This window comes from Anaerotruncus rubiinfantis, assembly GCF_900078395.1.
Classification (GTDB): domain Bacteria; phylum Bacillota; class Clostridia; order Oscillospirales; family Ruminococcaceae; genus Anaerotruncus; species Anaerotruncus rubiinfantis.
Map to the genome: position 1 here is coordinate 720,477 of NZ_FKLA01000009.1, position 22,269 is coordinate 742,745.

Consider the following 22,269-nt stretch of genomic DNA (forward strand, 5'->3'; position numbering starts at 1 on the left):
AGGCCGCTTTGTCAAAAGGCGCGGGACAGGTTGCAAAAACTGTCCCGCGCTTTTTGCCGTACACCCGGAGGACGAAAGCCCCCCGGAAAGCACGCCCGTTATCCCCGCCGTGCGCGCAGAAACTGCTGCTGATCGCGGTAGCCCTGCGCCGCCGCTTGGCGGCATCTGCGCATCATCAGATGGAAAAATCCGCCGCAGGCGGAAAACCAGAGGATGGTTCCAAACATAAAAGACACCTCCCAACGGTTTTATCCTACCGCGGAAGGTGTCCCATAAAACGGACTTTAGCAATAATTTCCCGAAATTTTGGCGAGAAATTCCCGCAGCTGCGCCACAACGGATTCCGGCCCCGTGACCGCCGCATTTTCTCCAAACGAAAAGACCCAGGCGAAAAAGGTTGGGCTGACAGTGACGCTGGCCGCCACGGTAAACCATTCGCTATCGAGCGGCTGGAGGTAGACATCCCGCCCGAACCTGTCGATGGCGACCCCGGCCAGATGGTTGCGCATTTTGAGACGCACAACCTGCTGTTCGCCGCCGTACATCCCAAACAGGGATCTGGCATAGACCGCCATGTCAAACTGGCCGAAGAGATCCGCGCCTTCACGGGCAAGACTGGTCGGCCGGATGTCCTGCATCTTATCCACCCGGTAGTGCTTGATGATCCCGGCCTCGCTGTCGTATCCGACCATATAATAGTTTTCATCGTCCCAGGTGAGCGCCCAGGGGCTCACGCAGTAACGGCGGCCGCCACGGCGGAAATGCTTTTGCTTATCCACGCCCCAGTCAAAATAGAGATAACTGATCTTGCGGTTTTCCGCAATGGCGGCGTGCACCTTGTCCACATTGTAGTAGATGCTTTCATTCATCGCCTTGATCCGGTTGGCCACGTAGACCTGCCGCTGCAGCTGTTGGGCTTCGTACCGGCTTGCAAGGCTTTCCAGTTTTTTGATCAGCTCGGTGGATTTGCGCCGGGTGAGAAACCGGGAGGACTGCACCGCGTCGACCAGAAGCTTGAGCTCCGGCAGTTCAAACTGCCGGTTCGCGACAAAATAACGGAAAGTTTTGTCCTTGCGCATCTGAATGTCCAGCCCATAGATCCGCAGCGCCTCCAGATCGTCATAGATGCTTTTGCGTTCAGCGGATACGCCGTAAGCCGAAAGCGCGCCAATCATTTCGGGAACGGTGATGGCGTGCGCTTCATCGGTGTGCTCAAGCAGGATTTTCATCAGGTAGAGCAGCTTCAATTTTTGATTTGATCCCTTTGCCAAACCGGTTCCCTCCCGTCGGATAGCATTTCCATAAGGTTTGTGCTATAATTTTTAAATATGGGAAGCGGGCGGCTCACCCGGCTCCCCGGCCGAGCCGGCGCCGCGCGGAGCCGGCGCCGCGCGGAGCGCGCGCGCCGGACGAGGATTCGCTTCGGGTCGTCGGCCGAAATAAGCACTGCCACCGGCAGGATGCTGTGCCGCCGCAGGAACTCCGGCAGGCTCTGCAGGTCGTTGGCGTTGCCATAGGCCGCGTTATAAAAATGAAACAGGCCGCCTTCACTTTGAAAGGCCGCGAAATGCGCCCCGCGTTTATGCCAGTACATCAGAATGTTGGCGCCCGCGCCGCGCGCGAGCCGTTCAAAATGCGGCGGGAACAGGCTCACATGCACCTGGTGGCCTTCCTGGGACAGGTACCAGACAAGCGCGAGCACATTGGTGCCCAAGAGCCCGCCGAATAACAGTCCCTTTTGGAAATCAGCCGCGATTTCCTCCGCCGGTCGCGGATCACCGAGCATTTTCAGCGCATTATAACAGGAGATCCAACCGCAGCCGTTGCGGTCGGAACCAAGCAGACCGTAGCGCAGATCGCCGAGCAGGTTCTGCCCGATGATGTAACCATCCGGAGAGAGCGCCTTTGGATTCATGCGATCACCTCTTTCTAAAAGTATACACGATTTTCGCGCGGTTGCATAGGGAAAGGAAGCTGGAAAATGCAATACGAATTTGACGCGGTGATCCGGAAGGTGCCGGATATCGACGGCGCGTATGTGGAGATCCCATTTGATGTGAAGAAAGTTTTCGGTAAGGGGCGGGTCAAGGTTCATGCCGCCTTTGACGGCGAACCATACGACGGCAGCCTGGTGCGGATGGGGACGCCCAGGCATATCCTGGGTCTGCGCAAGGAAATCCGCAGAAAGATCGGCAAGCAACCGGGCGACACAGTGCATGTGATGCTCACCGAACGCCTTTGAGAAAGGAAAGACCATTATGACAGACAAGATCGTGCCCTCCCGCGCGGTGACCCATGCGGGAAAATTCCACGCGGACGATGTTTTTTCCACCGCGCTGCTGCGCATTTTGAACCCATCAATCGAGATTGTGCGGGTACAGCGGATACCGGAGGGCTATCATTGGTTCGCATATGACATCGGCTGGGGGGAATTCGACCACCATCAGCAGAATGCGCCGGTGCGTGAAAATGGCGTTCCTTACGCGGCGTTCGGCCTGCTTTGGAGGACGTTCGGGCCGCAGGTGCTGTCCGGCCGGGATGTGGAGGCGTTTGACAAGCACTTTGTGCAGCCGCTCGACCTTGACGACAACACCGGCTGCGGCGATCCAATCGCGGAGATCATCGGGAACTTTAATCCCGCCTGGGATTCATCGGAACCGGAGGACGCCTGCTTTTGGCAGGCGGTGGATTTCGCGCAGGTGATCCTGGAAAAACGTTTTGCGGCTGTCCGCGCGATCTGCCGCGCCAAGCAGCTGGTCGCGGAGGCAATCGCCGCGGCAAAGGACGGGATCGTCGTGCTGCCGCGGTATGCACCCTGGAAATCAGCGGTCTACCGGACGGCTGCCGTCTTTGTGGTTTATCCGTCCCAGCGGGGCGGTTTCAGCGCGCAGGGCGTCCCCGACGATGAAACCGGTGCGCTCAAGTGCCCGTTCCCATTGGGATGGGCAGGGAAATCCGAGGCGGAACTGCCTGCGCTGACTGGGCTTTCGTCCCTGCGCTTTTGCCACAACAACCGGTTTCTGGTCGCGGCGGACCAGCTTTCGGACGCGGTAGCGGCTTGCCGGATCGCGCTGGACGAACAAAAAAAGGAGGAAAACAGATGAAGGTTTTGTTTATCGAGTATCCCAAATGCACCACCTGCCAGAAGGCAAAGAAATGGCTTGACGAGCATGGCGTGCAGTATGACGACAGGCATATCAAGGAGCAGAACCCCACAGCGGACGAACTGACCGATTGGCTGGGACGCAGCGGCCTGCCGCTGAAGCGGTTTTTCAACACAAGCGGACTCCTCTATAAATCGCTCGGGCTCAAGGAGAAACTGCCCCAGATGAGCGAAGCGGAACAGATTGCCTTGCTTGCGACCGACGGGATGCTGGTGAAGCGGCCGCTCATCGTGGGAGAAGATTTTGTGCTGGTGGGCTTTAAACCCGCCGAATGGGAACGGCTCATATAAACCGGAGAAAACAGGGACCCGCCCTTTGGACCATGATCAGATCCAAAGGGCGGGTCCCTGTTTAGGGATGTAATTTATGGAGGCGGGTTTAACGGTTATAAAATTCCTGCACCGCGGCAAAGAAGGCGTCAATATTTTCCCACCTGGACATCGGTGGGATATCGCAGCCGGACGAAATGACAAAGTTCGGGTATTTGCGGCAGCGTTCCATCACCGCGAGGGTCGCCTCCCGGATCGATTCAGGCGTGCCGCCCCGGAACTGGCCGGCCGGGTCGACGTTGCCCATCGCCACGGTATCGGCCGGGATATGCGCCATCATTTCGCCCATGTCAATCGCGTTGCCGAAATGGTAGGCGCCCGATCCGGTGGAAAGGATCGATTCGATCAGCTGGATGGTGTTGTTGCCGCAGTTGTGATAGATCACCAGGAAGCTGTCGTCCTGCACCGCTTTTACGATCTCGCTGATATAGGGCGAGGAAAATTCCGCGATCAGGTCGGGCGAAAGCAGCCCGGCGAGCGGTTCGGCGATCACCACGCCGTGTGCGCCGATCTCTTTGTAGGCCCGGATGTATTGGATCAGGAAGTCGGTCGCCTTGCGCAGAGTCTTGTGGACCATATCCGGCTCCACGTAACAATTGACCATCGCCTCGGTCACATCCATCAGCCTGCCCGCGAGCGAGAAGGAACCGATCGTGCCCGCGAAGACCGGCCGGTCGGTGATCTTTTCGAGCGCCTTTCTGATGGCGTCGAGATAGATGCCGGTGCGTCCCGCACCGATCTGCGGCACAGCAAGATTGTCCGCGTCCTCCTCGCTTTCGATGATCCGGCCTACAACGGTCGGAACCTCGTCGTCCGATACACGGATCGTGCTGCCGAACGCTTCGGCCTCAAGCGAGAGATCCATCAGCGAAACCGAAGCGAGCGAATCGGTTCGCGCTGCAATCCGATACATGCCCTCGGCTTGCAGCGCGCTGTTCGAAATCAGCTCCCGGACGCTGATGCCCATGAGCTGGATCGCCGGGAAGGACAGGACCGGCATTGCCTTTTTCACCTGGGCGGCCTTCAGGTTGTCAAGCCACTGGGCCATATTTTGCTTCATAGTGGTCATCTCCTTGGCAATGTCGTTCTCGTTACGCGCTGAAATAGGAGTACGCGAGCTCGGCGGCGCTGGTCGCGTCGGGGGTGTAGCCGTCCGCGCCGATTGACTGCGCGAACGCTTCGTTGACCGGCGCGCCGCCGACCATAATCTTGACCCGGTCGCGGTAATCTTCCCGTTGGAACAGGTCGATGACCGACTTCATCTCGTTCATCGTGGTGGTCAGAAGCGCCGAACAGCAGACCACATGGGCGTTATGCTCCTTCGCGCCTTCAAGGAATCGCTCGGCGGGCACGTCGACACCGAGGTCGACCACATGGATGCCTTTGCTTTCGAGCATCATCTTGACAAGGTTCTTTCCGATATCGTGCAGATCCCCTTTGACGGTGCCGATGACGGCGGTGCCGACCGATTCCACCCCGTCCTCGACCAGCCGCGGTTTGAGTACGGCGACGCCCTGGTTCATGGCGCGCGCTGCGATCAGGACTTCCGGGACAAAGACCTGATTGAGCTTGAACTTCCCGCCGATGATCCCCATGCCGGCGAGCAGCCCGCCCTCAAGAATCTCCTTGGGGGCGTACCCTTCGTCCAGCGCCTGCTGCACCAGCTCTTTCACCTTTGGGGCGCGGCCCTTCTGCAAAAACTCACTGATTTCTTCTAAAACACCCATAGCAGCCTCCTAGTCGTTTCTCAGGGATACCGGGGAATGAATCTCTTCCTGTTTTCGATTCTAGAAGATTACGGAGCATTTATCTATGAAAATCTTTCGAGTTTTTGTACTATTTTCGGCAAACTGCAAAACCCCGTATCCAGCTGCCTGGATACGGGGTTTGAAATGCGGCTTCCTGCGGCGTTTCAGCGGGCCTTTCCGCGCGCGTCCCGGAACACCTTGGGGGAGACGCCTTCGGATTTTTTGAACACTTTGGTGAAATAGCTCTGATCCTCAAAGCCGCAGAGGTTGGCGATCTCCACCAGGCTCGCGTTGCCGTCAAGCAGGAGTTGCTTGCTCTTCTCCACACGCACCTGGTTGATATAGGAGGAGAGGCTCACGCCCATCTCATCCTTGAAGGTGGTAGACAGGTAGGATTTGCTCAGATAGACGCAGCCCGCGATTTCCTCGAGGGTGAGCTTCTTGACGTAGTTTGCCTTGACATACTGCATGACCTTGTAGACGACGTCTGAATGCTTGATCTGGGTGAAATCGAAGGTGTAGTTGAAAAACAGGTGCATGATGCCGGAAATCCACACGCTGATCTCCTCAAGCTCGGTCATCTGCGCGAGCTCCTCGCGGTAGCTGTCGTTGAGATAGAAGATCTCGTTCGGGTTGGCGCCCGCGTCGATAGTCGAACGGGACAGCAGCACCATGAGCTCCAGAATTCGCCCTTTGATCCGTTCGATGTTGAAATCGCTTGAGAAGAAGATGTGCCCCAAAAGCTCGTTGAGCAGTTCCTGCGCGCCCTGCTTATCCTTGGCGAGGATCAGCTTTTGCAGGCGGCGCTCCTGCTCGATGGGATAGGGGATGTCCTGGTGGTTGTCGCGGTAGATGTCCTGTACGCTGTAGAACGAATTGAGGATCTTCTCTTGCTCGTAGACAAAGGTGCCGACCCGGCTGTGCGGGATCATGTTGATGTAGGCGGTGACCGTTTCCATGATTTCGGCGAGATGGTTGACCCGGGCGGTGGAATAGTTGGGGATATCGTGCAGGATGCCGCGGATCCCATGGTCGGGCATATCCTCAAACGCATCGTTCAGATCCCCCATGACGATCGGTCCGGCGATCATCGAGGCAGTCATCAGCCCATGGTCGTCCGAAACCGACGACGCGACAAAAACCAGGCCTCGCGGGCAATAGTAGATGTATTTCCCGTTCCAGCGGTAGGCCTCGTAGCTTCCGTACAGATGGGTGCTGATGAGGTTGCGTTTTTCATAGGTGCAGTGGTTGCAGAATTTGAGCTCATCCTGGCGAAGGCCGACGAAGCATTTTTCCGCAATGTCCATCACCACGCATTCCACGCCGCAGAGCCCGGAGATGTGCGCCGCGTATTTTAAGCAGCGCTCCCGGAGCAGATCATCCATTGGCAGCTTCCTCCTTTGCGGGGACCGCAATCATTTTTTGCCTGTCATAGGACGGCTGTGCCCAGGTGCCGGGCGGGCAGACGAGGAAATCCTGCGGGTCCCATTGCCCGCCCACCATCGCTTCGAGCATCCGGCAGTCGCCGCGCAGGTCGACCGCCTCCCAGCCGTAGAGCCCGCAGAGCCGGTCCGCGAGCGCCCGGTAGGAGTCGTTGTGGTAAACTGTGGAATGGATGAAGCCGCAGTAACGGTAATTTTTTGTCCAGGACACATCCTCCCCCGCGAGATATTCGGCGTTGTCCTCCCCATACAGCCGCGTATATTCCGCCTTTTTTTCAGCGAGCGCTTCAGGCGTGGGCAAAAAGGCGTTCTCAATCCAGCCGTTATTGAGCCAGTAGGCCGTCTGATAGCGGTTGAAAAGCGCGATATAGCGGGCCTGCGAGCCGAGAAAGATCCCGATGCAGTCGTCGGTGCGCGGGATCACAATCGGGATGGTCCGGGCGGCGACGCCCATCGTGCCGTTCGAACAGAGCCCATAACCGAACAGGATGAAGTCCGGCCGGTTGCGCGGGGTATCTTCGATCTGCAAAACGGCCGATTCGAGCCGGCTGCGCAGGATCGTGGGCGTGTCATGCAGGCCCTGCGGCAGCCAGGTGATGTCGATAATATGCGGGCTGACTGCGGCGAAATGCCGCAGCTCCCGGCTGAAAACCTGACAGGCGATAATATGAATCCGCAAGCAAATCCCTCCTCACACCCGGGCGGGTTGAAAAATTTTTCTGGCAGTTTCGCGGGGAATCGTATATGATAAAAGCATTCAGTGACGATCGGAGGTATCCCGAATGAACCAGTGGATCGAAGTTTACGCGCCGCCCGCGGAGCCAAAGCCGCTTCTGACCCTTTTGCAGCGGGAGGGGGCCGCGCCGCACGCGCCCTGCGGCGGGCGCGGCAATTGCGGAAAATGCAAGGTGATGGCCGAAGGGGCGCTCTCCCCGATGACCGGCCGGGAGCGGGGCTTTCTGCGTGAAGCGGAGGTTTCCGGCGGCGTGCGGCTGGCCTGTCTCACGCTTGTATGCGGGAAGGCGCGGGCCTGTCCGCTGCCGGACGGGGAGCAGGTGGTGCTGTCCGCAGGGGTTCTGCCGGACTTCTGCCGGGACCGCTTTGCGGGCGGCTATGGGCTCGCAGTGGATATCGGAACCACCACGGTGGCCGCATACCTTTACCGGCTTGATACCGGCGCGCCCATCGCTGCCGCAAGCTGCGGGAATCCGCAGGGTGCTTTTGGCGCGGACGTGATCTCCCGAATCGAACAGTCGCTCGCGGGGCGGCAGTCGGAGCTCGCTGGGGCGGTGCTCGGCTGCATCGGCAGTCTTTCCGGACAGCTCTGCAAAAAAGCGGGGATTGCCCCCGGGCAGATCCTGCGCGCGGCGCTCACCGGCAACACGGCCATGCTTTATCTGCTGACGGGACGGGAGGCGTCCTCCCTCGCGGCCGCGCCGTTTGCGCCGGACTGCCTGTTTGGGGAAAGCGTGGATGCGACGCAGCTGGGACTTTCGCTTGCGTCTGGCGCGCAGGCCTACCTGCCGCGCTGCATCGCCGCCTATGTGGGCGCGGATATGACCTGCGCGATCCTCGCGGGCCGGCTTTTTGCGGCGAAGGAGCCGGAGCTGCTGGTGGACATCGGCACGAACGGGGAGATGGCCCTCTGCGTCCAGGGAAAGCTCTATGCCTGTTCCACGGCGGCCGGCCCGGCCTTTGAAGGCGCGGGCATCTCTATGGGGATGAACGGCGGAACCGGTGCGGTTGACCACGTTTGGCTTACGGATGGTCAGATCCGCTATTCGGTCATCGGCGGCGGCCCGGCGAAAGGAATCTGCGGCTCGGGGCTTATCGACGCGGCGGCGGTGCTGCGGGAAGCGGGACTCCTGGACGAAACCGGCCGCATCCCGCAGATGGACGAAACCGCTTCCCCATATCTCACCGAGCAGGACGGGATGCCCGCGGTGAAGCTCGGGGAAAGCGGCGTATGGCTCACTCAGAAGGATGTCCGGGCCCTTCAGCTTGCAAAAAGCGCCATCTGCGCCGGAATGCGCGCCCTGCTGCACGAGGCCGGGCTTTCGCCGGACAAGGTGGAGCGGCTCACAATTGCCGGGGGCTTCGGCAGCTTCATCGATCCCGCGAACGCCGAAAAGATCGGCATGCTGCCGCGCGGCTTCGCGGGAAAAGCGCGGGTGATCGGAAACGCAGCGGGTATGGGCACCGGAATGGTTCTCCTGTCGCGGGAGGAACGTTTGCGTTCGGAAGCGCTGGCGCGCGCCTGCCGGGTGGTGGAACTTTCGGGCAATCCGTACTTTATGGAACGGTATGTGGAGGACATGCTGTTTGAAGAACCGCCGAAAGGGTAAAATGCCCTCCTTCCTTATAGGTTCGCAGAACTTTTCCTAGTTGTCAAGAGGTTTTGGATGGCTGCGCATACGGCTGCGATACAGCCGGGCCTGATGTTAATTTCCCGTAAAGACAAAAAAATTGTACAAAAAATAGAGAGGATATACAATACGGCCCGGTTTTTGCCGTTTATAATGAAACTGTTTCAACAGAATTTGCTCATGCCATGCGTGGATTCTGTGCAATAAAGCCAAATATGCGCGCGATTGGAAAGATCTGAACAACGGCGTTTGGGTTTTATGAATATGAGGGAGGAAAGTCTAATGAAAAAAACAATCAAAAATGTATTGTCCCTGCTCCTGGCGGCAGTGCTTCTGACAGTCCCGCTGACCGGATGCAACAAAGGCCCCGCCCCGTCCGCCGCGCCGGCGTCGAGCGCAGCCCCGGCTCCGGCCGCTTCCGCCGATACCCCGAGCGACGCGGCGCCCGCGACGGATGCAAAGGTCCTGCGCCTGGCGCACAACATCACGATGGGAGGCATCGACGACGAAGCGGCCAACATGTTCGCGGAAAAGGTCAAGGAGAAGAGCGGCGGCACGCTCGAAGTCCGCGTCTATGCGGGCGGCCAGCTCGGGAACGAGCGGGACATGCTCGAAGGCATCAAGATGGGCACCATCGATATGGGCATGAACACCTCGGCATACATCTCGAATCTCTGTCCGCAGTACGGCCTGCTTGACCTGCCGTATATGTTCACCAGCTTTGAGGACGTGCGCGCCAAGCTGGCGGGCGAAGCCGGAACCCAGCTGAGCGAGATGCTGCTGAAGGATCATGGCATCCGCGTGCTCAACTGGTGGAACTCGTCCTTCCGTGTCATGCTGACAAAATCCGCCCCGATCGAGTCGATCGGCGACCTGAAGGGCCGCAAGATGCGCGCGCCGGAAGTGCCGGTCTATATCGACATGTTCACCGCGCTGGGCGCCAACCCCACCCCGATCCCGTTCGGAGAGGTCTACACCTCGATCCAGACCGGCGTCGTGGACGGTGTGGAGGTCTGCGCGGAAGAGATGTACTCCATGAAATTTCATGAGGTGGGACAGTATATAGCCAAAACCAACCACATTTTTAGCTGCATGATCCCGATCATCAACGAAAAGGTTTACGAAGGCCTGACCGACGCGGAAAAAGCGGCGGTCAACGAGGCGATGTCCGAAACCACCGACTGGCAGTGGGAAGCGTTCGCGCAGTCGGACGAGCACGCGCTGCAGGCGATGATCGACGCGGGCATCACCCTCACCGAGCCCGACATCGCCCCATTTATGGAGGCCTGCAAACCGATGCAGGAAAAATATGCGGCGGACTATCAGGCCGAGGATCTTCTGGCGCTGCTGGTGGGATAATTTCCGGTATATCCGGGTGTGACACAGCAGGGAGGCAGCGCCGCCTTCCCGCTGTTTTCATTCGCTGGAAACAAAGCGAAAAAGGGGGACGAGTTTTTTGGGTAACAATCGGAAAAATGCCATCGACAAAATCATGGACGTGACGACCGCGATATTAAACAACAGCGTGTTTATCCTCTTCTTGGTGATGATCCTCTCGAGCTTCCTGCAGGTCATCTGCCGCAGGATCTTCAACGCCTCGCTCACCTGGAGCGAGGAGCTTGCCCGTTACTGCACCATCTGGATGGTGATGTTCACCACCGCTATTGCGTTTAAAAGCCGCAACCATATCGGCATCGACTTTTTCCTGGCCAAGCTCCCGCCGAAGGGCCGGCGGATCCTGGAGGATATCAACGATATTATCGTGATCCTGGTGATGGGCTACTTCACTTATTATTCGGCGGCGCTGCTGCTTGGCGGTCGCAGCACCCCGTCGCCGGCCATGCGCATCCCGATGGGCTTTGTCTATGCCGGTGTGGTGGTCGGCGGGTTTTTCTCGGTGGTTTTTGCATTGTATGCGTTCGCTAAGCGGGTGCAGGGCTATTCCCGGGAGAAAGCCGCGCCCGCGGCGCAATAGGAGGGATGGACGATGGCAATTGGAATTATGATCGGGATCTTCTTCCTGTTTTTGGTGATGGGCATGCCGATCGGCATCGCAATCGCGGGTTCGTCGATCGCATCCATCCTGGCGGTGGGCGATCTGCCCGGCATCCTGCTGCCGCAGCGCACCTTTGTCATGCTCGACTCTTTCTCGCTGATGGCGGTGCCGGTCTTTATCCTGGCCGGTGAGGTCATGGGCGTTTCGGGCATCACCACCAAGATCGTCAAGCTGGCCTCGGCGCTGGTCGGGCACCTGCGCGCCGGCCTCGGGCAGACGAGCATCCTGGCCGGCATGCTGATGGCGGGTATCTCCGGCGCCGCCGCGGCCGACGCTTCGGCGCTCGGCGCGATCCTCATCCCCGCGATGGAGGAGGAGGGCTACGACAAGCCGCTGGCCGTCTCGATCATCGCTTCGGCCAACACGATCGGTCCGATCATCCCGCCGAGCATCATGATGATCATCTACGGCTCGATGACCGGTGTTTCGATTGGAGCGCTCTTTTTGGGCGGATTCGTCCCCGGCGTACTGTTCGGCCTGAGCCTGATGATCCTCACCCATTTCACCGCGAAGAAACGCACCGGCATCAAAATCCACACCCGCGCGACCCTCAAGGAAATCTGGATTGCCTTTAAAGAGGCGATTTGGGCGCTGATCATGCCGGTCATCATCGTGGGCGGCATCTTGTCCGGTTTCTTCACCGCAACCGAATCGGGAGTCATCGCCGTGATCTATGCGTTCATCGTCGGCTTCATGAACCGTTCCATCCATTCGTTTAAGCAGGTCAAGCAGATCGTGCTCAACGCCGCCATGGGCAGCACCACCCCGATGTTCCTGATCGGCATCGCGGCGGTCATGGGCTGGGTCCTCGCGCGCAACGACTTCCCGCTGCATGTCGGCAATTTCCTCAACGGCATCACCACGAATCCGAATGTATTCATCGTGCTGGTCTGGGCGTTCTACCTGTTCATCGGCTGCTTCATGGAGGACACCGCCGCCATGATCATCCTGGTGCCGATCCTCGCGCCGATTGCGGCCGCCTATGGCTTCGACCCGGTGCATTTCGGCGTGTTTACCGTCGTTACGCTGCTCATTGGCTGTATCACCCCGCCGGTCGGCATGCTGCTCTTCATTTGCAGCGCGATCGCAAAGGTCAAGGTCACTGACGTCGTCACGACGATCGTCCCTTACTGTATTACGCTTGCGGGAATGGCCTGCCTGTTCGGGCTTTTCCCAATCCTGATCACACTGGTCCCGAATATGGTGTTCGGGTAACATGTTTTGAGAGGTGAATTACCGTGACCCATGAACAGCGCATCATGGCCGCGATCCGCGGCGAAGCGCTCGACCAGCTGCCTTTTGTGCCGCGCCTTGACCTGTGGTATAAGGGAAATCTGGCGCAGGGGACGCTGCCCGACAAATATAAGCACGCCTCGCTTGTCGATATCGTGGACGATCTCGGGCTGGGATATCACTGCGTGATCCCCGATTTTTCCACCTTCGAGGAGCCGTACGACCCGGCTGATGTGGGGCTGGGCATCCATCGCACCAAATCGGTCTTTTACACGGTCGAATTCGATCTTGAGCGTAAGGTGGAACTGAACGGCCCGGAGACGGTCACGACTTACCGGACCCCGTATGGGGACATCACTACCAAGGTCTATTACGACGACGAGATGAAGCGGGCGGGCATCACCCAGGCGCATATCACCAAGCCCGCCGTCGAGACCGAGGAGGACTATCAGAAGATCGGATATATCTTTGAACACGGTGCCGTCAAGCCGCGCTACCACTATTATGATGCGATCAAGGCGGAGATCGGCGACCGCGGGCCGGTCGTGGGGTTTTTCTACGAGGGCGGCTCGCCCATGCACGCGTTGCTCAAGGAGATGGTGCCGTTTGAAACTTTCTGGTTCCACACCTATGATTATCCGGAGCTGATGGAGGAATGCTGTGCGAAGATCGAAACGCTGATGGACAAGATGCTCGCGTGTATGGCGGATTCCCCGGCGGACCTGCTCTATGTGGGCGCGAACTACGATTCAATGACCACCAACCCGCCGTTTTTCGCACAGCACATCACCCCGTATCTCAAGAAGGCTTCGGCATTTCTGCACGGGAAGGGGAAATACCTGCTGACCCACACCGACGGCGACAATGCCGGGCTGCTGGAAGAATATGTAAAGGCTGATATCGATGTGGCGGATTCGGTCTGCACCGCGCCGATGATCGGCCAGACGATTAAGGATACCCGTGATGTGCTGGGCAGCCACGCGGTCTGGGGCGGTATCTGCTCGATCAGCGTGCTGGAGGATTCGTTCAGCCAGTACGAATTTGAAAAATACATCGACGAGACCCTTTCGAGTATCGGCGATGGCCGCAGCCTGGTTTTAAGCGTTGCGGATTCGACGCCGCCGGGCGCGAAGTTCGACCGCATCCTGCACATTATGAAAAAGGTGCGGGAATTTGGGCCGGTCAAATAAGGCATTTAAAAAAGGCGGGGAGCGGAATTTCATCCGCTCCCCGCCTTTTTTAAAACACTTCGATGACCGAAACAGGGCAGTTTTCCTGTGCGTCCACAGCGCCGGATTCACAGTCTTTGGGCACTTCGCCGACATGTACCTCAGCCAGACCGTCGTCCGCCATGCGAAAAACCTCCGGGCAGGTTTCGGCACAGAGCCCGCAGGAGATGCAGCCTTCGCGGTTGATTTTTGCTTTCATCATGAAAACCTCTTTTCTGAAAAATGGGATAGTGATAGTATGGGGAAGATGTGCTATGATATATACCGTGACGGATAAAATTTTTCGCGGGGAGGGAGCCGGATGAACCGGAACGGATGTTATGCGTATCTGCTTGCCTGCGCGGACGGGACCCTTTACGCGGGCTGGACCAACGACCTTCCGGCGCGTCTGAAAGCGCATAACGCCGGAAAAGGCGCAAAATACACAAAGCCGCGGTTGCCGGTACGGCTTGTTTACAGCGAGCGTTTCCCGGACAAATCCGCCGCGATGAAACGGGAATGCGAACTCAAAAAATTGACCCGTGCCGAAAAGCTCGCACTGGTCGCGGCTTATCAAACGAAGGAGGATGAATAGATGGATGGAAGAATCCGGGCGGAAATAAAAATCGGGGCGCTGGTGGACATTGTGCTCAAGAAAGACCAGCCGACCGGCAAACTGACCCGTGGACATGTCAAACGCATCCTGACCAATTCACCGACCCACCCGCACGGCATCAAGGTGATGCTCGCGGAGAAGGATCAGGTAGGACGGGTGCAGGTGATTTTGGAGGAAGAACCATGAACATTCAGATTTTTGGCAAACAGAAATGTTTCGATACCAGAAAGGCCGAACGGTATTTCAAGGAACGCAAGATCAAGTACCAGCTGATCGACCTGCCGCGCTACGGGATGAGCAAGGGCGAGTTTCAAAGTGTGAAGGCGGCGGTTGGCGGGGTAAAGGCGATGATCGATGAAAAATCGAAGGACTACGAAAGCTCGTACATCGCTTACGTTTCGACCGAGCAGAACATCACCGATAAGCTTATGGAAAATCCGTCGCTGCTCAAAACGCCGATCGTGCGCAATGGAAAACAGGCCACCATCGGCTTTTGCCCGGAGATTTGGAAAACCTGGGAATAGCGGGATTCTACCTTTTTCACAAATATACGCGGCATAGATCCGGATAAACTTGTGCGGAATTTTTGCAGAAGCTCCACCCGGGCGAAGCGGTGGCGCGGGTACAGTGATTTTTTTGCAATTTTTTTGTTTTGATAGAGGGGAATTTGAGCATTCCGCACAGAACCGACGGGTGGCGGGCTTTTGCGCGGCGTTTTGCGGGGACCGGCCCTGCGGGGGTATACTATCTTCAGAAACTTCTGAGAGAGGGTATCGCTATGCAAACCAGGAAATTCTCAACCTATGACCTTGTGGTGGTCGGCGTGATGGCAGCGGTGATCTTTGCGGCGACCATGTTTTTAAAGATCGGCCCGATCCCAACTCCCGCAGGCCCCACCCAGTTTAAAGTCGCAAACGCGCTCTGCCTATTGGGCGGGATGCTGTTCGGCGGCGTGCGCGGCGGGCTTGCCGCGGGCATCGGCTCGATGTTCTTTGACCTGTGTGACCCGGCGTTTGCCGCGAGCGCGCCGTTTACGCTGGTGTTTTTCTTTGCGATGGCATTTGTCTGCGGCGCGATTGCCAATGCGGGCGGCCGGGAAGGCAAAAATTTCAGATGGAACCTGATGGGCGCGGTCGCGGGTTCTGCCACCTATCTTGTCCTGCATCTTGGAAAAAGCCTCATTGTTTTGATGTTGGAAGGCAGTGATTTTTCCGCCGCGCTGGTCACCTGCGCGCTGAAATTCATCACCTCCGGAGCGAATGCGCTCTTTGCTGTCGTGGTGTCGGTGCTGATCGCGGCTCCTTGCCGCTCGGCGCTGGTGCGCGCGGGCCTGGAACGCAAGCTGTTTCCCAAAAACGCGTAAAGAGAAGATACGGCCGGGCAAAGCAAAGGGCTTTTCCCGGCTTTTCTTTTATGGTAAACTGGGTGCGGAAACTTTTCTGCGGGAGGAATTTTGATATGGGACCTGTCTATTACACGGTGCGGCAGATTAACGGCGACTATGCGATGCTGATTTCGGATGACGGTGTGGAAAATATGGTGGCGATGGCGCTGCTGCCGCCCGAAACCGACGAAGGTCTGCGGCTCTGCTGGGAGAACTTCACCTATACGGTGATCGCCTGAGGGGCATTTTTACGAAAGAAGGAACAGAAAATGGTAACCATCACAATCGACCCGGAACTTAAAAAGGCGCATCCGGCCGCGGTTTTGGGCTGCGTGCAGTGCAAGGTGCGGGTGGCGCCGTCCGGCCCAGAACTGCTCGAAGAGACCGATGAAGTTTGTGGCCGTCTGCGGAAGACGCTTGCAGTTCCGGACATCCAGAATCGTCCGCACATTGCTTCGACGCGGGCCTGCTACAAGGCGCTCGGCAAGGACCCGCACCGCTACCGCAACTCGGCGGAAGCGATGTGCCGCCGGGTCCTGCAGGGCAAGGGCCTTTACCGGATCAACAATGTTGTGGAAGTCAATAACCTGCTTTCGATCGATTCCGGCTACTCGATGGGCGCCTATGATGTGGATAAGATCCGGGGCGCAATCCGCTGGGTGCCTTCCGGGGAGGACGCGCATTATCAGGGAATCGGAAAGGAACAGGTCAATATTGCATTTTTGCCGGTGCTTATGGATATGGACGGGCCGTTCGGAAACCCGACGAGCGACTGCGTGCGCGCGATGATCACCGAAGAGGCAAAAGAGGTCTTGATGGTCTTTTACTGCTTCGATGGGGAGGATGAGCTGCCGGGGATGCTTTCGCGCGCCGAGGAGCTGCTGCGGACGCACTGCGGCGGCCGGGATTTTGAAAAGACGATCATCCGATGATCAAGGGCCTGCGGAATTGTCCGCAGGCCCTTTGCATTTTATATTTGGGGATTGTATTTCCCGGCGGAGCGAATTTTGGCGCATCCTAAAGCGGGAACAGGCTTAAAAAATATGGATAAGCCTCCGGATCGGCAAAATACCAGGTGTTTTGCACATCAGCATGCTGCAAGTTTTTGGCCAGGCGGTATCCATCCACCTCCTGCTCCAGGAAGGTGTAATCCGCCGTTGCGCCATCCCGGGTTATGGACACGGTTATAACCGTTCCCCCTGTTGCGGGAGGAGCGGAATAGCCGCTTTCAAACATGGAGTCAATGAACGCGATTATCTGTTCGATCTGCGCCTCGTCCTTTACAATAAGCTCCTGCGTCTCTGTCATATTGAGCTTTTGAACCGTTACCACCATGTCCGGTTCACTATCCAGTTCGCTGTCCGATCCGGCGGAAGTTATCACGCTCTCCGAAAGAGAATCTGCAATGGAGCTGCCCATCCCCGCCGCGCTTATATCGGGCGCGGATGAACTGGCGTCTTCAGGCGCGGATGCAGGCGGGTTTTCTTCTTCAAAAGATTCGGCGCTGCCGGAGGGTATTTCCTGTGCGGCTGATGAATGCTCCACGGCGGATTGACTCGCCCGAGGAAGGCTGGCGGCTTTATTTTGGCAAGCGGTCAAAAACAGAACACTGCAAAGAATAAAACAAAATAGGAATGCGGTCGGTCTTTTCATAGCGGCATCCTCCCGGTCGCATCAAATTGCCCGCGCGGCGCTTTGAAATCCATGCGCGCGCTTTACGTGAATTTTATTCATATTATCACATCAAAGCTTTTTGCACAAGGCATAGAAGGCTGCCCGGTCCGCTTGGGGATTACGTCTGCCCGCATCAGTCGTCCCCAATGAAGCGGACGGTTTTGACGATGGCGCCTATTATTTGCTGCGGGAATGAAAAAGGCAAGGGGTGTCATATCCTGCAAAAATGTGTTATACTGACTTTATCCGACAAAATGCTGTGAGGCCGGAAGAATAACAAAACGGGGGAAGACGGATGAGTTTGACGCAGGGAGTCTTTGAAGCGGTCTTCGCCGCCGCTTATCTGATTGCGGTGCTGTCCATGGGGATGGTGATGCTGCTGCGCAGTTACGGCGATCGTCAGACGCGCCTGTTCGGTGTCATGGCGCTGGTGCTCGGCTGCGGGGATGCGTTTCATCTGCTTCCCCGCGCTTATGCGCTGCTGACCGATGGGCTCGCCATGCATACCGCCGCGCTCGGATACGGCAAGCTGGTCACTTCGATCACCATGACGGTATTCTACCTGATCCTCTATAAAGTCTGGCGGCAGCGGTATCGGGTGCGCGGGCATAAAAAGCTTACAAGATTGATGTGGATGCTTGCTTTGGCGCGTATTGCCCTCTGCCTTTTTCCACAGAATGGCTGGACAAGCGATTCGCCTTCTCTTTGGTGGGCGGCCGCCCGCAATCTTCCGTTTGTCCTGATGGGAATTTTGGTCGTCGTGCTTTTTTATCAGTCCGCGAGCTGGCGCGGGGACCGCAGCTTCGGAATGCTCTGGATCGCGGTTTCGTTTTCATTCCTTTGTTATCTGCCGGTTGTATTTTTTGCGCAGGCGGTTCCGTCCGTCGGGATGCTGATGATTCCCAAGACGCTTGCCTATGTCTGGATCATCCACATCGGGTACCGGGAACTGCGCTGGCTGTGAGGAGAAAGTGCAATGCGGATCTTTGAAGTCAAGGCCGACCGGTGGGTTTACCGGGATTTACTGTTGCTTGCCGACCCGTCCGAAGAGATGGTGGGCCGTTACCTTTCGCGCGGATTTATGCTTGCCGCCCAAGTGGACGGTCGCGCTGTGGGGGAAATTGTCGTCACGCCGCAAGCACAGGGCTGGGAGATCAAAAACCTTGCCGTGGACGAGAACTTCTGGCGGCGCGGGATCGGCCGCGCGCTGATCGAAGCCGCTACCGGGCGACTGCCGGCGGGGACGGAACTCTTTGTCGGCACGGCGGACGGCGTTCCGGGCGGCGTGGATTTTTATGAGCGCTGCGGTTTTTGCCGTTCGCATTTGGTGAAAAATTTCTTTGTGGACAACTATCCCGAGCCGGTCTATGACAGCGGCGTCCAATGCGTCGACATGGTCTATCTGAAGCGGAGGTGCGGCGGTTGAACTTTTATGAACGGGTGTATGAAGCGGTGCAGCGGATTCCGAAGGGCCGGGTCGCCTCCTACGGGCAGATCGCGCTGCTCTGCGGCAACCCGAAAGCCTCCCGTGCGGTGGGCTATGCCCTGCACCGCAACCCCATGCCGGGGATCGTCCCCTGCCATCGGGTGGTCAACCGCGAAGGGCGGCTCGCGCCCGCGTTTGCGTTTGGCGGCCCGGACAGGCAGCGCGAATTGCTGGAAGCCGAAGGGGTTGCCGTTGACGGCGGCGGATACGTTGATATGGGCCGTTACGCCTGGTATGGGGAGTGACATTGGGCACGGTGTGCCGCGCGCTTTTTCGCTCTTCGCGCGCCCGGGATTCCTTTCTTGCTTGTCCAGGAACGGAACGAAAGAAGACACGCGGGGAGTTCCCCGCGACCCCCGCCGCCGCTGGTTGCTGCGCAAAAGCGGCGGCCTTCGAGACCTGCGCCGCGGCCGCGCTCCCCGTGAAGCGGTCAGCTCAGGGCTGATGGCGGCGTTTCGCGCTCCCCATGGGGGCGGTTTGCAAAAGCTTGCGTAAAAAGGCGCGGCCCGTGGGCCGCGCCTTTTTGATGATTTTTTCCGGCCGTGCGGGGAGAGTGAAAATCAGGCGTCCTTCCAGATGAAAACGGGGATGGGCGGATTGTTGGGACGGTTACAGAACTGCGAGACGATGACCGTATAAATTTTACTGTCGATGGTGGGCAGATATTCGAGCAGGGCGTCGCGTTCGGTGAAACCGCAGTCCCGGCCATAATAGATGCAAAGGCTCATAATACCGCCGGGCTTTAAAAGCCGCAGTCCTGCCTCGATAGCGGGGATGCTGGTCGCGGGAGTGGTGAAGATGCTGTGATTGCCCGCGGGAAGCCAGCCGAAATTGAAGGTGATACAGTCGACAGTTTCCGGTTCGGCATAGTTTTCCATGTTGCTGTGGCTGTCTAGGAGGAGCCGGGCGCGGTCGGAGAGGCCGCGTTCGGCAAGCAGTTTCGCGGTGCTGTCGAGCGCTTCCTGCTGGATATCAAATGAAAGGATCTTCCCGGACGGTCCGGCGAGTGAGCAAAGATAGGCGGTGTCATAGCCGCGCCCGGCGGTCGCGTCGATACAGAAAGCGCCTTCGGACACATGCTCTGCAATGAATCGGTGCGCCAGGGTGAGCGCGTTAAAGGAACCGGTCATCAGAGCAGCACCTGCCCGTTCACGGTGAGTTTGAACTGCATGCCAAGCTTTTCCGCCGCTTTGCGGCAGAGCAGCATCCGGCCAAGAAAAATTTCGAAATAATCCATGACCGAGGAAATCTGCGTATCCAGCTTGATGAGCAGGGTAAATACTTTGCGGTCGTCCGAGATTTCGGTGTGCGCCTCTTCGACCGCATAGTTGACCCGGTCGTGGATGTCAAAGGTGGCGAAGTCGCGGTTGCGCACCCGGTTGCGGCGCACGTCGGTCTTGTCCGCGAGGATGAGCGCCGCTGCGATCGGTGTAACCGGGACAGCGGTGCCTTCATCGTGGTTGCCGATCGCGCTGATGATGGTGGCGATATCCTCCGCGTCCGCGCCCATGTGGTCGAGCAGGCGAAACGCCATGACCGCCCCAGACTGGGCGTGATCGGTGCGGTTGACCACATTGCCGATGTCGTGCAGGTAGCCCGCGATCTGCGCAAGCTCCGCGTCGCGCGCGGGATAGCCCAGCGTCAGGAGGATTTCCTTTGCGGTGATGGAAACCTTGGTCACATGTGCGAAGCTGTGCTCGGTATAGCCAAGCTCGATGAGCGCTTCATCCGCTTTCTGGATATAGATGCGGATCTGATCGTTATTTTTGACTTGTTCATAGGTCAGCATAGGTTGTCTTCCTTCATCTTCTTTTTTCCTTATTGTACCGTCCATTTGTAAATTTTACAACCGCTTTTCCACGCGGGAGGAAAAGTATGACTATCTTTTTTTAGAGGAAGGGTATATAATGTGGGTCGTTGGAAGGCATTGTGGGATGCCAGAATAAAGGAGCAGATACAAAATGTTTGACCTGTTGATTAAAAACGGGACGCTTGTGGACGGAAGCGGCGCGTCCGCGTATCGATCCGACCTTGCGGTGGCGGACGGCAAAATCGCCAAAATTGCGCCTGCGATTGCCTCTCCCGCCAGGCGGACGATCGATGCGGCGGGAAAATATGTCACGCCCGGCTTCATCGATATCCACCGCCATGCGGACATAAAACTTTTCAAGGCGGATTTTGGCGCGGCCGAACTACATCAGGGGCTTACCACCATTGTGAACGGCAACTGCGGGCTGTCGGCCGTGCCATGCCCGCAAAAGCACCGGGAGGAGATCTTCCGATTTCTCTCACCGGTCATCGGGGAGGTGCCGGAGGATAAAACCTTCGAGACCTTCGCGGAGTATATGGATCTCGTGGAAAAAACGCCGCTGCCGCTCAATGTCGGCATGGACATCGGAAACGGTACCGTGCGCGCCGCTGTCAAGGGCTATGAGCCGGGAAAGCTGACACAGGGCGAGCTTTCCGCCGCACGGAAGAATTTGTGCGCGGCGCTCGAGGCGGGCGCGCTCGGCGTGTCGCTCGGGATTGTCTACGCGCCGGAAAACTGCTACGACGCGGACGGCTTCGTCGAGGTCTTGCAGCCGATGCGGGAGTACGGCGTACCGCTTGTCACCCACATCCGTGGGGAGGGGGACCTTTTCCATGAATCGCTGCACGAGGTGATCGGGATAGCCAAACGGCTGGAGGTACCGCTGCATGTGAGCCACTTTAAATGTATCGGCAGGCGCAACTGGGGTCATGGTGTGAAAACAGCGCTGGAAATTCTCGACGCGGCGCGCCGGGAAGGGCTGCCAATCGACTGCGACGTATATCCGTACACAGCCGGGTCGACCCAGCTTATCCAGATCCTGCCGCCGCGGTTTCTCGAAGGCGGGGTGCCCGAGATGGTGCGGCGGCTGTGCGACCCGGACTGCCGCCGGGAGCTGACCGCGATCCTTCGGGAGCCGCAGCCGTATTTTGAAAACCTGGTTTCTTCCATCGGCTGGGAGAACATCCGGATGAGCACCCTGACAAAACCGGAAAATCAGCAATTCTCCGGGAAATCGGTGACCGAGATTGCGAAGATGCGGGGCAAGGACCCGTTCGACTGCGCTTATGACCTGCTGGCCGATGAGGAATGCAAAATTTCGATGGTCGACTTCATTACGTCGGAGGAGGACATCCGTACGGTTCTAAAGTACCCTTACAGTTCGGTCATCTCCGATTCGGTCTATCCGGATGGAGGGCTCCCGCATCCGCGGCTTTATGCCGCGTTTCCGAAGGTGCTGGCCGCGTATGTCCGGGACGAGAAGGTGCTTTCGCTTGAGGAAGCGGTGCACAAGATGACCGGAAAGCCCGCCCTCGTCTACCGCGTCGGAAAAAAAGGATTTTTGAAGGAAGGGTACGACGCGGATATCAATGTTTTTGCGCTCGAAAATATCGAAGCGAAGGCCACCTATGAAAAGCCGGAGCAGTTTTCCAGAGGTTTCGATTTTGTGATTGTGGGCGGGGAAATTGCCGTCCGCCGCGACCGGCTCACCGGAAAACAGGCGGGCAGGCTTCTGCGCCGCAGATAATGGCAG

The 22,269-nt window shown here is 57.9% G+C and carries 29 protein-coding genes; 18 read left to right on the plus strand and 11 right to left on the minus strand.

The genetic code is table 11. The features are described 5' to 3' along the window. Nucleotides 1–98: 98 nt before the first annotated feature. The 3 genes from BN4275_RS17830 to BN4275_RS08975 are packed head-to-tail and all read right to left on the minus strand — an operon-like array spanning nt 99 to nt 1,915. Nucleotides 99–227, minus strand: coding sequence for a hypothetical protein (locus BN4275_RS17830; RefSeq protein ID WP_255420038.1), 129 nt, complete (start codon nt 225–227; stop codon nt 99–101). Nucleotides 228–284: 57 nt separating this feature from the next. After that, nucleotides 285–1,271: a helix-turn-helix transcriptional regulator gene (locus tag BN4275_RS08970; protein WP_066457006.1), complete on the minus strand. Its 987-nt coding sequence runs from the start codon at nt 1,269–1,271 to the stop codon at nt 285–287. After that, nucleotides 1,244–1,915 (minus strand): hypothetical protein, encoded by a 672-nt coding sequence (locus BN4275_RS08975; protein WP_066457007.1) that lies wholly within the window; start codon nt 1,913–1,915, stop codon nt 1,244–1,246. Before BN4275_RS08975 ends, BN4275_RS08970 begins: the two co-directional genes overlap by 28 nt. 66 nt (nt 1,916–1,981) lie before the next feature. Between BN4275_RS08975 and BN4275_RS08980 the strand changes: the two genes are divergently transcribed. From BN4275_RS08980 to BN4275_RS08990, 3 genes are read left to right on the plus strand one after another with little or no spacing between them, the layout of a single operon-like run. Next, nucleotides 1,982–2,242: a DUF1905 domain-containing protein gene (locus BN4275_RS08980; protein ID WP_066457009.1), complete on the plus strand. Its 261-nt coding sequence runs from the start codon at nt 1,982–1,984 to the stop codon at nt 2,240–2,242. Between the two features lie 16 nt (nt 2,243–2,258). Next, on the plus strand, nt 2,259–3,104 hold the full coding sequence (locus BN4275_RS08985; RefSeq protein WP_066457012.1) for an MYG1 family protein: 846 nt from the start codon (nt 2,259–2,261) through the stop codon (nt 3,102–3,104). Then, nucleotides 3,101–3,454, plus strand: coding sequence for an arsenate reductase family protein (locus tag BN4275_RS08990; RefSeq protein ID WP_066457015.1), 354 nt, complete (start codon nt 3,101–3,103; stop codon nt 3,452–3,454). The genes BN4275_RS08985 and BN4275_RS08990 overlap by 4 nt, the downstream gene beginning before the upstream one ends. 88 nt (nt 3,455–3,542) lie before the next feature. Here the strand turns inward: BN4275_RS08990 and BN4275_RS08995 are convergent, their stop codons facing one another. From BN4275_RS08995 to BN4275_RS09010, 4 genes are all read right to left on the minus strand, one after another. Further along, a complete protein-coding gene (locus tag BN4275_RS08995; protein ID WP_066457020.1) occupies nt 3,543–4,553 on the minus strand; it encodes a uroporphyrinogen decarboxylase family protein in 1,011 nt (336 codons plus the stop codon). Nucleotides 4,554–4,584: 31 nt separating this feature from the next. After that, on the minus strand, nt 4,585–5,220 hold the full coding sequence (locus BN4275_RS09000) for a cobalamin B12-binding domain-containing protein (RefSeq protein ID WP_066457023.1): 636 nt from the start codon (nt 5,218–5,220) through the stop codon (nt 4,585–4,587). A 185-nt stretch (nt 5,221–5,405) separates the two neighbouring features. Next, nucleotides 5,406–6,626, minus strand: coding sequence for a helix-turn-helix domain-containing protein (locus BN4275_RS09005; protein WP_066457026.1), 1,221 nt, complete (start codon nt 6,624–6,626; stop codon nt 5,406–5,408). Next, on the minus strand, nt 6,619–7,362 hold the full coding sequence (locus tag BN4275_RS09010; RefSeq protein ID WP_066457029.1) for a DUF1638 domain-containing protein: 744 nt from the start codon (nt 7,360–7,362) through the stop codon (nt 6,619–6,621). Before BN4275_RS09010 ends, BN4275_RS09005 begins: the two co-directional genes overlap by 8 nt. A gap of 103 nt (nt 7,363–7,465) precedes the next feature. Between BN4275_RS09010 and BN4275_RS09015 the strand changes: the two genes are divergently transcribed. The 5 genes from BN4275_RS09015 (at nt 7,466) to BN4275_RS09035 (ending at nt 13,528) form a co-directional block, all read left to right on the plus strand. Continuing rightward, the gene (locus BN4275_RS09015; RefSeq protein WP_066457031.1) at nt 7,466–9,028 is read left to right on the plus strand and encodes an ASKHA domain-containing protein; all 1,563 of its coding nucleotides are present in this window, start codon (nt 7,466–7,468) and stop codon (nt 9,026–9,028) included. 303 nt (nt 9,029–9,331) lie between these two features. Then, nucleotides 9,332–10,408 (plus strand): TRAP transporter substrate-binding protein, encoded by a 1,077-nt coding sequence (locus BN4275_RS09020; protein ID WP_066457033.1) that lies wholly within the window; start codon nt 9,332–9,334, stop codon nt 10,406–10,408. Nucleotides 10,409–10,505: 97 nt separating this feature from the next. After that, nucleotides 10,506–11,024, plus strand: coding sequence for a TRAP transporter small permease (locus BN4275_RS09025; RefSeq protein ID WP_066457036.1), 519 nt, complete (start codon nt 10,506–10,508; stop codon nt 11,022–11,024). Nucleotides 11,025–11,036: 12 nt separating this feature from the next. Further along, nucleotides 11,037–12,320: a TRAP transporter large permease gene (locus tag BN4275_RS09030; protein ID WP_066457038.1), complete on the plus strand. Its 1,284-nt coding sequence runs from the start codon at nt 11,037–11,039 to the stop codon at nt 12,318–12,320. 23 nt (nt 12,321–12,343) lie between these two features. Continuing rightward, nucleotides 12,344–13,528, plus strand: a complete 1,185-nt coding sequence (locus tag BN4275_RS09035; protein WP_066457041.1) for a uroporphyrinogen decarboxylase family protein — start codon at nt 12,344–12,346, stop codon at nt 13,526–13,528. A gap of 49 nt (nt 13,529–13,577) precedes the next feature. Here BN4275_RS09035 and BN4275_RS09040 read toward each other — a convergent pair whose 3' ends face one another. Continuing rightward, nucleotides 13,578–13,769, minus strand: a complete 192-nt coding sequence (locus tag BN4275_RS09040) for a ferredoxin (RefSeq protein ID WP_341423423.1) — start codon at nt 13,767–13,769, stop codon at nt 13,578–13,580. Between the two features lie 99 nt (nt 13,770–13,868). Here BN4275_RS09040 and BN4275_RS09045 point away from each other — a divergent pair, with 99 nt between their 5' ends. From BN4275_RS09045 to BN4275_RS09065, 6 genes are all read left to right on the plus strand, one after another. Then, nucleotides 13,869–14,141: a GIY-YIG nuclease family protein gene (locus BN4275_RS09045; protein ID WP_066457051.1), complete on the plus strand. Its 273-nt coding sequence runs from the start codon at nt 13,869–13,871 to the stop codon at nt 14,139–14,141. Beyond that, nucleotides 14,142–14,348: a YwbE family protein gene (locus BN4275_RS09050; protein WP_066457052.1), complete on the plus strand. Its 207-nt coding sequence runs from the start codon at nt 14,142–14,144 to the stop codon at nt 14,346–14,348. It begins immediately after the preceding gene. Continuing rightward, complete coding sequence (locus BN4275_RS09055; protein WP_066457054.1) at nt 14,345–14,686, plus strand: arsenate reductase family protein; 342 nt, start codon at nt 14,345–14,347, stop codon at nt 14,684–14,686. Before BN4275_RS09050 ends, BN4275_RS09055 begins: the two co-directional genes overlap by 4 nt. A gap of 254 nt (nt 14,687–14,940) precedes the next feature. Next, complete coding sequence (locus tag BN4275_RS09060; protein ID WP_066457057.1) at nt 14,941–15,525, plus strand: ECF transporter S component; 585 nt, start codon at nt 14,941–14,943, stop codon at nt 15,523–15,525. A gap of 95 nt (nt 15,526–15,620) precedes the next feature. Continuing rightward, nucleotides 15,621–15,785 (plus strand): hypothetical protein, encoded by a 165-nt coding sequence (locus tag BN4275_RS17560; protein ID WP_187116775.1) that lies wholly within the window; start codon nt 15,621–15,623, stop codon nt 15,783–15,785. Nucleotides 15,786–15,815: 30 nt separating this feature from the next. Further along, nucleotides 15,816–16,478 (plus strand): B3/B4 domain-containing protein, encoded by a 663-nt coding sequence (locus BN4275_RS09065; RefSeq protein WP_066457060.1) that lies wholly within the window; start codon nt 15,816–15,818, stop codon nt 16,476–16,478. Nucleotides 16,479–16,563: 85 nt separating this feature from the next. Here BN4275_RS09065 and BN4275_RS17310 read toward each other — a convergent pair whose 3' ends face one another. After that, on the minus strand, nt 16,564–16,965 hold the full coding sequence (locus BN4275_RS17310; protein ID WP_161940195.1) for a hypothetical protein: 402 nt from the start codon (nt 16,963–16,965) through the stop codon (nt 16,564–16,566). A 550-nt stretch (nt 16,966–17,515) separates the two neighbouring features. Here BN4275_RS17310 and BN4275_RS09075 point away from each other — a divergent pair. Genes BN4275_RS09075 through BN4275_RS09085 form a run of 3 tightly spaced genes read left to right on the plus strand, consistent with a single transcriptional unit; the run spans nt 17,516 to nt 18,951 of the window. Beyond that, nucleotides 17,516–18,184 (plus strand): hypothetical protein, encoded by a 669-nt coding sequence (locus BN4275_RS09075; protein ID WP_066457067.1) that lies wholly within the window; start codon nt 17,516–17,518, stop codon nt 18,182–18,184. Nucleotides 18,185–18,196: 12 nt separating this feature from the next. Further along, nucleotides 18,197–18,646, plus strand: coding sequence for a GNAT family N-acetyltransferase (locus BN4275_RS09080; RefSeq protein WP_066457070.1), 450 nt, complete (start codon nt 18,197–18,199; stop codon nt 18,644–18,646). After that, a complete protein-coding gene (locus BN4275_RS09085) occupies nt 18,643–18,951 on the plus strand; it encodes an MGMT family protein (protein WP_242863624.1) in 309 nt (102 codons plus the stop codon). The genes BN4275_RS09080 and BN4275_RS09085 overlap by 4 nt, the downstream gene beginning before the upstream one ends. A 315-nt stretch (nt 18,952–19,266) precedes the next feature. Here the strand turns inward: BN4275_RS09085 and mnmM are convergent, their stop codons facing one another. Together mnmM and BN4275_RS09100 are read right to left on the minus strand one after the other, a co-directional pair. Then, nucleotides 19,267–19,836, minus strand: coding sequence for a tRNA 5-(aminomethyl)-2-thiouridylate-methyltransferase MnmM (mnmM, locus tag BN4275_RS09095; RefSeq protein ID WP_066457076.1), 570 nt, complete (start codon nt 19,834–19,836; stop codon nt 19,267–19,269). Next, a complete protein-coding gene (locus tag BN4275_RS09100) occupies nt 19,836–20,495 on the minus strand; it encodes an HD domain-containing protein (protein ID WP_066457079.1) in 660 nt (219 codons plus the stop codon). Before BN4275_RS09100 ends, mnmM begins: the two co-directional genes overlap by 1 nt. A 172-nt stretch (nt 20,496–20,667) precedes the next feature. On the opposite strand from BN4275_RS09100, the gene BN4275_RS09105 reads away from it, so the two are divergent. Continuing rightward, nucleotides 20,668–22,263, plus strand: coding sequence for an N-acyl-D-amino-acid deacylase family protein (locus BN4275_RS09105; RefSeq protein ID WP_066457081.1), 1,596 nt, complete (start codon nt 20,668–20,670; stop codon nt 22,261–22,263). Nucleotides 22,264–22,269: the final 6 nt, after the last annotated feature.